Raw genomic sequence first — 13,870 nt, 5'->3', positions numbered from 1 at the left:
TTTTTTACGTGAAATAAATGGAAAATAATAGAACGGTGTTTATTGATTACTTAAAAGTAATAGGTCTTTTATGTATTATCTTAGCCCATATTTCAACAGATGAAAGTATATTGCAGATTAGAAACTTTGATGTTCCATTAATGGTAATAATTTCAGGATTTCTTGCAGTAAATTCTTTTAAAAGAAATCTTAAACAAAACAGATCATTTTTAAGATATTACTGGAAAAGAATTAGCCGTTTATTGTTTCCAACATGGACATTTCTAATAATATTTTTTATTGTAATGGCATTTTTACCAATAAATGGCATCTATCATTATGATGCCGATTTCATACTCAACAGTTTCTTATTGCTTGATGGACTTCCATATGTTTGGATCATAAGAATATTTCTTATTTGTACATTCATAACGCCTGTAATCTATTATTTCGACAAGATTGAAAATGACTATATTCAATTTTTAATTTTACTATTAATCTATATATTATACGAATTATCAATATTCTTAAAAATAAATGAAACAAACATCATTTTTGAGTTTATATTAGCTTATGTTATCCCTTATGGAATAATATATTTGCTTGGAATGATTTCTACAAAAACAAGTCCAAAAATGGATAGAAATGTCTCAATAATCTGTTTAATTGCATTTATTATTCAGGCGGTCATAATTTATTTGAATACTGGAATATTCCAGCCAACACAGATTATGAAATATCCGCCAACAGTTTATTACATAAGTTATGCGCTGTTTGTATCTTTCATGCTATTAAGCATATTTAAAAGAATTGATTTGAAGCCAAACAGAGTTATAGAGTTTTGTTCTAAATCTTCATTATGGATCTATTTATGGCACATATTATTCCTGACCGTTATACCATTAATTTTTGGAGAATTAAATTGGATTTTAAGTTATATCATTATTGTAGTATGTGCAGTTGGAGCAACATATATTCAAAATAAGATTCTTGATTTAACCAATGCAGATATAAAAGTATTAAGAGGATAAAATCCTCTTGAAAAACAGCTATTCAATAGTGAAACCATGGTTTTGCGCTTTAGTTACAAAGACAGTACCATTTTCACCAATAATTTCTTTTGTTTTTTCTACGATATCCTCATTTGATTCATCAAAGAAAGTATATAAAACCGGTCCGAATGAAGATATACCCACACCATAAGCTCCAGCTTTTTCAATAGCCTGCATAGTTGGCAAATAGCTAGCATCAAGAGAATGCTCCAGTTTATTAAATCCAACTTTTTGAAGTTCACTTACAGCCCAGCCAAAATTTTTAATATCCTTTTCAAGCATGAACGGAACAAGATTCATTAAGATCAGATGAGACACTTGCTCCACTTCTTCCTTTGGAATAGGACAATAAGTCTGGAAAACATCCACTTCATCATCCCCCTCCATATGCTTTTCAATTTCCGGAATTGCAATTAAAATATTCCATTCCTCCGGAAAATCATATCTTGCAATTAAAGTAGCTGGTTTTGCTTGGGATGCGCCTGAAGGTAAAAATAATGGTTTTTCTTCCTTACTATGTCCGCCATCCAAGATAAATCCACCCAAATCATGTGTATATGTTCCAATACCGGAGGTTCCTCCTCTTCCAACAACACTGCTAAGTACTCTGCTTTCTACTTCAATATCCATAGTTTCAGTTATTAAATGGGCTGTTGAAATAGCAATTTGGGTTCCGCTTCCAAATCCGGAGTGTGGAGGGTATGTTTCATGAACAATAAATTTAAAACCGGAATCAATATTAAAGTGTTCAATAGTTTTTCTGGCTGCATCAGGGATTTTTTCCCTACATTCTTCGATAGCTTCCTCGTCTGTTACATTATCTGCAAATTCAAGTTCTATTCCATTTTCAATCTGTTTAACTTCTAAAACGAATTGGGGATCAGCTAATGCTAATCCAATACCTCCATCAACTCTCCTATATGATCCATTTAAATCAATAAGGGACATATGTATTCTTGAAGGTGCTCTAATTATCATGTTTTCACCAATTTAAAAAATTTATATTACATAAATATATAAATAAAGTATTATAAGTTTTGTTATATTATTCTATTAAAATAATGTATCAACAACAGAGATTAATTTTTCAGCCAAATACAATGTATATTCCATTGGTTCTGAGGAATAACATTCATAAACTAAAGTTGGAATTCCTGCTTCTGCTGTTGGCTCAGTAATATAACTAGGACTTGATCTGAATTTAGGTGCATAATATACAATTTCATCAATTTGATCAAGTATTTCATTCATGAATTTACTGGATTTATCATCAAAACCTGGAGCGAAAAGAAAATTAGTTATTTTATAATCTCCAGGACCATCAGGCCCCCTATTTGAGTGAATATCTAAAAATAAGTCATAATTTTTAGAAATAATATCTTTTTGAACAGATTCCTGAGCCAAAAGTTGACCTTCATTTCTTCCTTCAGATTCACTGTTTTTATTTGAAACATTAATATTATACAAATAATAACAATATTTCAAATCTTCTTTTGAGATCAGCTTTTCAAATAATGCTCTGTGAGATTTGCTCTCAAGAGGATGCATCCCAATCAAATAAGCTATTTTAACTTCAGATTCAACATTGCCAAAATGACCATGAATGTGTACTGACCCCAAATCATTTTCATGCAATAAATCTGCATCAAATTCAGTTGAATCAACTTGAGCTTCACTGGTGGGACCATCGGGATAATTCATAAAAACACCAAAAAAAAATAAAATTAGACTAGAACAGATCTAGTCTTGAGATTCAGATGGTACACGAGTAGCCAATTCCTTATTTAATTCGTAAATTAATCTATTATCTCCATCAGCCAATTTAGCTTTTGCAAGTAAATCCATTGCATTTTCTTCTTCTTCAACTTGTTCTTCAACAAACCATTGCAGGAAGTTATTTGTTGCATGATCTTTTTCTTCAATGGAAATGTTTACTAAATCGTTGATAAGACCAGTTACCATTTGTTCATGTTCCAAAACATGTTTGAATGCTGCAAGTGGACTGTCCCATTCAGTTTGAGGTGCATCAATTGCAGTTAAAGTAACAGAAGATCCTCTTCTAATAATATAATCATAGAATTTCATTCCGTGCCCTAATTCTTCGTTTGCTTGTACTCTCATCCAGTTAGCAAATCCTGCTAAGTCTTCATCTTCAAAATAAGCCGCCATGGATAAATATAAATATCCTGAGTAAATTTCAGCGTTTAATTGAGCATTTAATGCTTTTTCCATATTTTTAGATACCATAATATCACCATTATATTTTTTGTTTGATGTTCAATATAAATTTTAAGTAATTTAAAAACATATCAATAACCATGATTGAGAAATCCATTTATGAAAACTACCAAATCGATTTTAACGAAGAGATGACACCAGCCGATGATGATTATATTTTTATTTTTAATCATGACCGAGAATTGTACTTAAATAAAGATAAACAATTAGCGAATAGTTTAGATGATTTTGATGTTAATTTTTGTTTATATATCGGAAAATATAACAATAAAAAAGCTTTTGTAGCAAATGTTAATACTTCAGATTCATTTTATCAACTTATGGAAGTTTATGAATTCAATAAAAGTCTTTATTTGATGGGTGGAAAAGCTGTTCTTGTCAACGATTGGTATATATCACATCAATATTGTGGAAGATGCGGTACTAAAACTCAAATAGATGAAAAAGACATGATGTTAAAATGTCCTGAGTGTGGTCAAAACCATTATCCTCGCATTGCTCCTGCAATTATTGTAGCTATTAGAAAAGGTGAAGAATTGCTAATGGCAAATCACAGTTATCATGAAACAATACGATATGCCCTAATAGCCGGTTTTGTTGAACCTGGCGAATCAATTGAAGAAGCGGTCAAAAGAGAAGTTTCAGAAGAAGTTGGAATTGAAATTAAAAATTTAGAATATAAAAGAAGCCAGTCCTGGCCATTTCCAAACTCCTTGATGGTGGGATTTACTGCAGAATATGAAAATGGAGATATAAAAGTTGATGGAGATGAAATTCTAAAAGCAAAATGGTTTAAAAAAGATGAAATAATTAGATATGATTCTGACATCAGCATATCCGATTGGTTAATTCAAGATTTTATTGATTCAGCCAATCCATGACTGAAAACCGTTTGAAAACTTTTTATAATCCATTATTTATATAACTCAAAGCAGTTATTCCAGCTTTTAATCTTTCCAAACCATCTTTTAACAGTATTTGAGGACAGGCAATATTCATTCTTAAGAAGTTATCACCATTTTGACCAAAATCAATACCTGCAGATAAAAACAATCCATGATTTGTTCTTAAAAACTCAGATAAAACTTTTGAGGGAGCATTTAATGCTGAACAATCAAGCCACAATAGATATGTTGCATCACAGTCAACCAATTTTATAACAGGCAATTCCTTTTCCAGATATTCTTTAACAATCTGTTTATTTTCGAATAACACTTCTTTAAGCTGATTTAACCATTCTTCTGATTCATTATAAGCGGCAATTACAGCACTTGCTGCAAATACATTACAAGAATCCGAGTTATCAATATGCAGCTGTGTTCTGATTTTCTCAAACAATTCAGTGTTTTTTGTGTGAACAATGGAACTTTTAAAACCGGCAATATTAAATGATTTTGAAGGAGATAAACAAGTTACTGCTTTTTCATAACCTGAAGAAATTTCAAAAGGATTGTATCTGATATCAGGATCTGTTAGATCACAGTGAATCTCATCAGATACTAAAATAACATCATATTTACTGCATAAATAACCGATTTTAGCTAATTCTTCTCTTGACCAAATTTTGCCAATTGGATTGTGAGGATTGCAAACAATCATCATTTTTACTTTTGATAATTTTTTATCCAAATCGTCAAAATCAATATTATATCTCCCATTTTCATAGACCAATTCATTTTCTACAACTTTACGATTATTCTCTTCAATCACATGATAAAACACATGATAAACTGGAGATTGAATCAAAATCCCATCTCCAATATCTGTTAAGCACCTTATCATTGAAGATATGGACGGCATTACACCAATAGAATATAACATGTCCTCCCGATACATTTTAAATCCATATCTTCTATCCCACCAGTTAATATATGATTCGAATAGTTCATCTGAAACAATTGTATAACCATATATCGGATGCATCGCTCTTTTTAAAACAGCATTTTCAATGGCCGGAGCTACTTTAAAATCCATATCTGCTACCCACATAGGCAACTCATCATCAAAATAATCCCATTTTACACAATTAGTGTTATGTCTATCAATGACACTTTCAAAATCATAGTCAGTATTTTTCATAATGAATCCTACTTTCATCAAATTTATCCATGAATTTATTTTCAAAGCCTTCAGCAGGATATCCTAATGTGATAATGCAAAATGGTTTTAAATCAGCAATATCATCAATTCCGATTATATTCCCGATTTTAGCCATTTTTTCTTCATCAGGCGCAACTCCATTCCAAAGACCACCCAATCCAAGATTCACTGCTTCAAGCAGCATGTTTTCAGCTGCAGCACCCATATCCTGTTGCCAAACAGTTTTATAAAATGCCCTTCCAATATTGGCAACAAGTACAATGGCAACTGGAGCATTAGTTACACGAGGCTTAATTTCACCAAGTTTCGATAAAATTTCCCTGTTTTTAATTACAACAAATTCCCAAGGTTCTGCTCCGAGTCTAGAACCAGGTGCCTGCATTCCAGCTTTTAAGATTTTTAGTATTAATTCCTCAGCAATATCCTTATCCTGATACTGGCGAACGCTTCTTCTTGTGTTTATGATTTCTTCAAAATCAGACATATTTATAAATAGCATCTAAATCATATAAATAATTAATTTTTTAATGGAGGTGAGATAATGGAACGTGAAAACTTATCAGGTATTTTTAGTATTGTTCTCGGTTTGATATTCATATTATTCCCAATGTTTTCATCAAATCTAATTTCAATAATTGTTGGTTTAAGTTTACTATTCTTTGGTCTGTCAGCGGCATTCATGGGTTTTACCATGAGAAGAAATGGAATTCCATATTCTTTAATATCAATAATAATTGGAATTGTTGCAGTTATTTTAGGATTTGGATTTATATTCTATCTTGATGCTCTTTCATTTTTGGTTGGATTCCAATTATATATTGTCGGATTTATTATGATTGTATTTGGAATAACCGGATTAATCTCAAAATTAAATAGAATATCTTCTTTTACATCCATACTTGTTTTATTAATGGGTATTGTATCAATTGCTCTTGCTATATTTGCTCTCAACCAACCAATATACATTGCAATTATTATTGGTATCGTTTTAATTATTGAAGGAGTATCTTTCCTTTTAAATGATTAAAATTTGACTTATATAAAAAGAGTGTTTAAATCATCAAAAAAGTAACCATCATCATGAACAAATTATTAAACAAGTATCTGACTTAAAACAAAGAAAAGGTAATTTATTTTAAAAATTATATGATATTCTAAAAAAATAAAAAAAGAAGTAAAAAAATTGTTTGTGTTTTTTTACTTTTTAACTATAACTTTTACTTTTTTGTTTATGGCTTTGAAGTATTTGTTTCCTGCAAATTTAACTGTTCCTTTAAATGTTCCTCTTTTATTTAATTTTGTTATTTTAAATGTGGCAATTCCTTTTTTATTGGTTTTTGCTTTATAAGTTTTGCCTTTAAGTTTTAAAGTAACTTTTGTATTTTTAAGAGCTTTTCCTTTTTTGTTTTTTAAAGTTATTTTAAGCTTTTTATTTTTTGTTTTAACTTTTGTTTTTAAAGTTTTGGCTGTTAATTTAGGAGTTGCTTTCTTGATAACCACTTTAGCAGTATTTGATGATTCGACTAAATCATTATCACCAGCAAAGCTGATTTTTGCATTATAGCTTTTAGGAATTAAATATGCAACATTAACAGAGACTTGACCATGGCGATTAGTAGTTAAAGTCTTTGAAATACTGCCTACTTTAACACGTAACAACTTACCAGTTAAAAGATTACCATTACTGTCTTTTAAAGTAACAATAAGCTTACCGGAACTACCGTAAACACCATTAACCTTTTTAACACCAATAATGGTGGTTAATTTATTAACAATAACATTGGCACTGACGTTTACAGGATTATAATTGTCACCTGTAAGTGCAGTAGCAGTTAAAATATATGATCCAGCATTCAAACCACCAACACTGATTTTAGTGCCATTAATGGTTGTTATGGCTTCAGGATGACCAACAACATTGACATTGCCAATTCCAGTTGCATTGTAAACAAGAATATTCACACTACCTGAATTACCATAATCAAATATGATATCCGGAATAATGATTTTAGAATCAGCCTTATTTACAGTGACATTAACTCTACCGGTAACTGAATTATGATTAGTGTCCGGATTAGTGGTAACTTCCATAATATATGTTCCTGCATTTAAAGCTGAAACCTTGACAATACCATTCTTGTTGATGTTAATAACTGCTTCCGGATGATTGATTACTTTTACAGTAAAGTCAACAGCACCCTCACTATAAACATCACAATAACCAGCATCACCGTATGTGAAGACCACTTCATTTCTAATATCAATAACAGAATCTATTTTATTAACAGTTACCTTAACATTTTTACTCACACTATTGTGGTTTTCATCTGGATTAACAATTAACTGTAAAACATATTCTCCTACATTTAAATTGTAAATGCTAATATTATTGCCTGAAACAATGACATTTGCATAACTTTGATTTAAGATATTTGCATTGACACTTTCAATACCTTCACCTGTAAATACTGTAATGTCATGAGAACCATAGTCTAAAACAATATCCTCAATATTGATGTTTGCATTTACCTTATTTACTGTAATGCTGATTGTTTTATCCACACTATTGTGGTTTTCATCAGGAACAGTAGTGACTTTCAAGGTATATTGCCCAGCATCCAAATCAGAAACAACAATACAATCCTCATTAATCTTAATTACAGCCTCAGGATGATTAACTACTTCAGCTGTAACATTAACTGCACCATCATAATCAAATGTAACTGAAGCAGATCCACCATAATCAAAGACCATCTCATCATTATCCAGAGTTAATGCTGAATCTATTTTATTGACAGTCACTTCAAATTCTTTATCTACACCAGTGTGGTTTTCATCAGGAACAGTAGTGACTTTCAAGGTATATTGCCCAGCATCCAAATCAGAAACAACAATACAATCCTCATTAATCTTAATTACAGCCTCAGGATGATTAACTACTTCAGCTGTAACATTAACTGCACCATCATAACCAAATGTAACTGAAGCAGATCCACCATAATCAAAGACCATCTCATCATTATCCAGAGTTAATGCTGAATCTATTTTATTGACAGTTACATTAATGTCTTTTTGTGATGAAGTGAAAAATTCGCTCTCATTGAATTCAACAGCAACATTATATTTACCTGCTTTAAGATTAGAAAATGAAACATTACCTTGACCTTCTGTGATTTCAACTATTTTCTCCACACCATCTATTTTAACACTAAGATTGCCTGTGAATCTAGTGTCGGTTTTAACAACAACAACTAATTCTTCTCCCCAATCAACATTTTCTGCAGAAACACTTAAATTAGCATCGGCTTTAATGACAGTGATATTAATGTTTTCCTCATGAGGATTATAATTATCATCACCATTAAACGTCGCATAAACTGTATAGTTACCTAAACCCGGATTATCGAAAATAGCCTCAGCACGATTATTAAAAATCTCAACAGTCATGTCCTGACCATTTATTCTGAAAGTTATGCTGCCACCTACATTGACTGGAATTAAAGCTTCCACTTTAATATTATCGTGAATACTGATTGTTTTGTCAGCTTTTAGTGTAAAGTATTCCAAATCAATTTTGTTAACATTAAATCTTTGACTTGCAATGGAATTACAATAAGTTTCATCACCTTCATAAATTGCAATGATATTGTATTCACCTGCATTTAGACCTGTGAAAGTAGCATTAGCAGATTTATTGCTAATAATTCCAGTAGTTGAGTTAATAAGATTGTCCTCTAAATCTCTAACTTCAAAGATGATTGTATCTTTAACCACATCCTGATTTAAAGTTACATTAACATTAAACGGATTAGTGTAATTAATATTACTGTAATTTAAGGTTAAATCAACACTTGGCTTACTGTTAACTAAGGTAAAAGTACACTCCTCACTTTCATTGAAATTATTATCACCATCATACTTAACAGCAATAATATAACTACCATAGTCCAAATTGCCGAGCAGTACTTTTCTTTTGGTAATGTCAATACTATAAGTATCGGTGTCCAATTTAAATGTTAATTTACCAGTTGCATTATCCGGTAAAATAATACCTATGGTGTTTTCATTGCCATTTTCAGTTGTGCTGAAGTAGAAACCAACATCACCATTATCTTTAATGGCATCAACATGGCCTTTAGTTAAGCTGATTGTTGATTTTGCTTTAGTTACATTAAATGTTTTTGTGTATGATTTAGCTCCATAAACTTCATCACCTGCATAATAAGCAGTAATTGCGTATTCACCTGCAGGCAATACTCCCAAATTAATACTGCATCTGTAGTCTGTGATGTTTTTGATTATTTCACTATTGTTGAATCTGAAAGTTAACTTTCCATCTGGAATATCCAGTGAATCCACATTGATAATAACATCCTCACCATAAGTGCTGCTGTTTTTATCATCAAATAGGAATTCAGGAGCTTCTTTAACAATAAAAATAGGAGCTTTCACTGTACAATTGCCCAGATATTTAGTGAACATTTCATCACTAACATCAATGTAATATTCACCAGGCACATCAGGAACAGTAACTTCTTTTTGATAAACCCCATTAGTATATGTAAGGTCGTTTTCAAAAAGATTGAACTTCAATTTATAAAGACTAAGAATATTACCTAAATCATCTACTAAAGAAGCATTAAGATTAATAACATCTCCACAATTAACATTAACACTATCCTCACCATTTAAAAAAGTAAGAGTAGTATGTGAACAAAACATTCTATTTGAACCCTCGTAATGATCAGATGGTTGGAAAAAAACAAAATTGTATGGGTGGTCAACATAATTATTCTCAAAAATCAAATTACAATATGGTTGAAAATACAATAATGGATTATCATCATATTCTAGAAATTGAGAATTAAAAATACTATAATTACCCATAACACCTATTTTATAATCAGAATATCTGCAACAATTTTTAAAAATAGTATTATTTAAAAGGACTGAACAAAATAACCTTGGAGATATTTCTCTTCCAACATGTCCATCCGTTGATGTAAAATAACAATTATTAATAGTTAGATGAGTACCCTCATCCAGTTCTATAATAGCAAATTTGGAATAGGCATCTATAAATTTACAATTTTCAAAAATATAATTATTCTTATTCAAAAGGAAATAAGACTTCGTCTTTTCTTTTTTGGGATCTTTTTTAATAGCACTGAATGTAATATTTTCAAATTTAAAATTATTAGTATTATGCAAACTAAATATAAACGAAGTTCTTTTTTTAGGTGTTAAATTGGAAATTATTTTTACTTTATCTGGATTCTCTCCAACAATACTTATATTATTCTTTGATTTAATTGAAATAAAGTGATAGTAACCATCTTGATAAATTGGAGTAATGTTTGAAAGTAGGTAAGTTCCTTCAAGCATATGGATAACAGTATTATCTTCAGTATTGTTTAATATTGTTATAAAATCTCCAGGGTCATTTTCATCTAAACCACTACCAGTAGCATTTGGTGCAACATAAAGATGCTTTAAACCATCACCATCACCCAACAACCCATTATTATTGTCTTCGTTTAATAGTCTATTTGATGAATTATCTGATTTTTCTAATGATTCATCAGTTTTTTCAATATCATTTTGATTTAATTTTTGTAAATTTGTATCATATGAACTAGAAATTGAATCATCATAATCTATTTCAAAAGAATCTGCATTTAAGTTAGTTTCATTAATATCTTTTGCAACAATAAAATTCAAACTCAATAAAAAAATAATCATAAATACAAATAAAACACTTTTATTTAATCTCATAATTATCCCCAAATCATTTTTAAAAAAAAATATATTAAATAATGAAGGGAATTTCGATTTTTTATTCAAAAAAAATCCCCCTAACCCTTCATCATTATAAATTAACTTTTTCTAATATTCTATGGCATAAAAATGCCCATTATCTGTACCAATATATATGGTGCCATCATTATCAACAGCAATATTTCCTACAATTGCAGAACCAGCATCAAAAACCCTATATACAGCATTATTAAGTACGGGTTCATCTAGTTTACTAGTATTAAATGCCCATAGTATTCCGTTGTTGTCTCCTATGTAAAGTTTACCATCATAACATGCCATAGCTGATGAAACAGGATTAATGTTGAATTTAGTTTTACTGCAGGTTATTGATGAACTGGTGTATGTAGCATAATAGATATAGCCATTGTTATCAACAGTGTAAATATTACCATTAGCATCACTAATTAACTTGTTGCATGTACCATCTAGTGTGGTTGAAGCAACAACTTCTAAATTGGAATTAAGTAATGAAATAGCAGCACCATTGTTTGATAGAATACAGATATTGCCATTGGCATCAATAATAGGATTACCTACAGTGCCACTAACATTATGGCTAGTGCCATCAACTAAATTATAGGCAATTAAACCTTGTATGGTGTTAACATAAAGAGTATTGCCGTGTATATATGGTTGGGACAATATTGCAGGAGTGCCATAAGATACATTATTTAGCTCTAAAATACTGCCATAGTAGTAGTAATCAGAATCATGCTTAATCATGGAAATCCAATTATTGGAATTAATACCATAACCGTATTCACTACTTACATAAAGAGTATTATTATAAATTACTGGTTTATAGAGGCTGGATCCTTGATAAATGTTTGAATAAGTTAAAGATTCACCATTTGTCAAGTTAAAGATATATAATGCGTCCCATGATGCAGGTGCATAAACAATATTTCCATCCACCAATAACTCATGGAAATAACCAAATTCGGTTGTGAAATTCCAAACAAGATCTTGGGTGATGTAATTGTAACAGTACAAATCATGACTTGCAGGAATTAGAATATAATTACCTGCAATAACAGAGGTACCATTTAAATTGTCACCCAATATAACATCCCAACTAGATGAAAGTATATCAGTGCCTATAGGGATTGTTATATTTCCACTGCTAGTGCCATTTGTATTGTTTTCAGGTTCAATGTAATTAGTAATATCATCAATACTATTATTGTATTGAACAATATTTACTTTATCATTAGCTACAAAAACAGACCCAGTACCATTATCCTTTCCACGGAATATATTATTGGTATAGGTCAAGTATGCTGCAGTATTGCTATTTCCAGTATAATAATATGCAAGTGCATGGCCAGAGTTATTGTCTTTAGCAGCATTGTTAATAAATTCACATTTATCAACTGTTAATCTGCCTTTTCCAGTACCATAAACTGCACCTCCTTTTCCTGCTGTTTTATTAAGAGTATTGTTTATGAATTTACAGTTAGAGATTGCTGCAGTACAGCTGCTGCTGGAAATTGCACCACCATTTAATTCAAGTGCAGTATTATTTGTGAATTCTGAACTTTCCACATTCAATGTTCCTGAACTTATAACAATTGCTCCACCATTACCTGTTAGTGCAGTGTTGTATTTAAATTCTGAATTTTTAATAACAACTTTTGGTGTGCTCATATAACTGCTTGCTCCAATAGCACCTCCACCAGTATTGGTTTTTGCAGTATTGGCTGTGAAAGTTGAGTTGATGACAGTTAAATAACTGTATGTGTATAATGCACCACCATTCCATCCTGCATAATTATTTTTAAATTTAGAACGAATAATGGTTGTATTTGCATTACTGTGTGTATGGATTGCTCCTGCCCACCAAACTGCTTCATTATTTTCAAATGTTGAATCATAAACAACTAATTGTCCGCAATTATTAATTGCTCCCGGTTCAGTAGTAGCATAATTATCTTTAAATGTAGAATCCCTAACTGTCATTCTAGCATTGTTAACAGCAGTACCCCAGGAGGAATAATAATTAGTTACCGCACCGAAACTACAGTTACATTTTATAAAAGAACAGTTTTCAATTAATGCATGTCCATAATTTAACCAGATTACTGACTGATGTGATCCAGTTGCATTAATATTGCTAAATACACAGTTTTTAAATGTATAATTTCCGTTACCCATCAATTTCATAAAAACATTGTCAGATAAGTATTGGAATGTAACATTTTCAAATTTTACATTCAGATTAGATCCAGAAGTAATAATTGGAATATAGTTGTATTTTGTTGAACTGCTCCAACTGTCACCACCGATATAATAACCATAACCTCCAATAATATTTATGTCATGGTTTATACTAATCTGATTGGAACTATCGCTTGATGGAGCAATATTTCCTTTATTTAATTCTATTGTATTTATATTCGCATTTTCGACTTCTGATTTAAAATCAGCCCAAGAATATGTATCTCGAGTTGATTTACCATCACAAATCACTTCTCCATCAACATTAGTTGAAATCTCATTATCAACAATATTGATAGTACTTATATCATCATCTAGACTAATCGTGTCATCAGATGATGAATTACCAATTTCATCTATGTTTTGTGCAGAAACACAACTGATTCCTACAATAAACAGGATGAATATTGAAAAAAATAAAATATTTTTGTATTTCATTTTTTTATTCTCCTAATATCCTTTAT

The 13,870-nt window shown here is 30.6% G+C and carries 10 protein-coding genes; 3 read left to right on the top strand and 7 right to left on the bottom strand.

Going from position 1 to position 13,870, the window contains the following annotated elements; translation table 11 throughout:
* Positions 1 to 17 precede the first annotated feature (17 nt).
* Complete coding sequence (locus EDC42_RS07790; RefSeq protein WP_069575352.1) at positions 18 to 1,010, top strand: acyltransferase family protein; 993 nt, start codon at positions 18 to 20, stop codon at positions 1,008 to 1,010.
* Between the two features lie 18 nt (positions 1,011 to 1,028).
* On the opposite strand, the gene EDC42_RS07785 is transcribed toward EDC42_RS07790, so the two are convergent.
* The 3 genes from EDC42_RS07785 to EDC42_RS07775 form a co-directional block, all read right to left on the bottom strand.
* Entirely contained in the window at positions 1,029 to 2,009 is a 981-nt protein-coding gene (locus EDC42_RS07785) for a beta-ribofuranosylaminobenzene 5'-phosphate synthase (RefSeq protein WP_069575356.1), read from the bottom strand.
* 75 nt (positions 2,010 to 2,084) lie between these two features.
* The gene (locus tag EDC42_RS07780) at positions 2,085 to 2,732 is read right to left on the bottom strand and encodes a hypothetical protein (RefSeq protein ID WP_069575360.1); all 648 of its coding nucleotides are present in this window, start codon (positions 2,730 to 2,732) and stop codon (positions 2,085 to 2,087) included.
* 39 nt (positions 2,733 to 2,771) lie between these two features.
* Entirely contained in the window at positions 2,772 to 3,278 is a 507-nt protein-coding gene (locus EDC42_RS07775) for a ferritin (protein WP_069575365.1), read from the bottom strand.
* 71 nt (positions 3,279 to 3,349) lie between these two features.
* Between EDC42_RS07775 and nudC the strand changes: the two genes are divergently transcribed.
* Positions 3,350 to 4,150 carry an NAD(+) diphosphatase gene (gene nudC, locus EDC42_RS07770; protein WP_069575370.1) on the top strand — a complete coding sequence of 267 codons (801 nt, stop codon included), beginning with the start codon at positions 3,350 to 3,352 and terminating at the stop codon, positions 4,148 to 4,150.
* 22 nt (positions 4,151 to 4,172) lie between these two features.
* On the opposite strand, the gene EDC42_RS07765 is transcribed toward nudC, so the two are convergent.
* Together EDC42_RS07765 and EDC42_RS07760 are read right to left on the bottom strand one after the other, a co-directional pair.
* A complete protein-coding gene (locus EDC42_RS07765; protein WP_069575385.1) occupies positions 4,173 to 5,348 on the bottom strand; it encodes a MalY/PatB family protein in 1,176 nt (391 codons plus the stop codon).
* A complete protein-coding gene (locus EDC42_RS07760; protein ID WP_069575373.1) occupies positions 5,335 to 5,853 on the bottom strand; it encodes a nitroreductase family protein in 519 nt (172 codons plus the stop codon). The genes EDC42_RS07765 and EDC42_RS07760 overlap by 14 nt, the downstream gene beginning before the upstream one ends.
* 57 nt (positions 5,854 to 5,910) lie before the next feature.
* Between EDC42_RS07760 and EDC42_RS07755 the strand changes: the two genes are divergently transcribed.
* Entirely contained in the window at positions 5,911 to 6,396 is a 486-nt protein-coding gene (locus EDC42_RS07755) for a DUF308 domain-containing protein (protein WP_069575378.1), read from the top strand.
* A gap of 170 nt (positions 6,397 to 6,566) precedes the next feature.
* Here the strand turns inward: EDC42_RS07755 and EDC42_RS07750 are convergent, their stop codons facing one another.
* Entirely contained in the window at positions 6,567 to 11,144 is a 4,578-nt protein-coding gene (locus EDC42_RS07750; protein WP_123833444.1) for a collagen binding domain-containing protein, read from the bottom strand.
* Positions 11,145 to 11,255: 111 nt separating this feature from the next.
* Positions 11,256 to 13,844 carry a PQQ-binding-like beta-propeller repeat protein gene (locus tag EDC42_RS07745; RefSeq protein ID WP_069574609.1) on the bottom strand — a complete coding sequence of 863 codons (2,589 nt, stop codon included), beginning with the start codon at positions 13,842 to 13,844 and terminating at the stop codon, positions 11,256 to 11,258.
* Positions 13,845 to 13,870: the final 26 nt, after the last annotated feature.

The organism is Methanobrevibacter gottschalkii DSM 11977 (genome assembly GCF_003814835.1).
In the GTDB taxonomy this organism is placed as follows: domain Archaea; phylum Methanobacteriota; class Methanobacteria; order Methanobacteriales; family Methanobacteriaceae; genus Methanocatella; species Methanocatella gottschalkii.
This window is presented reverse-complemented; position numbering and strand designations above follow the sequence as displayed.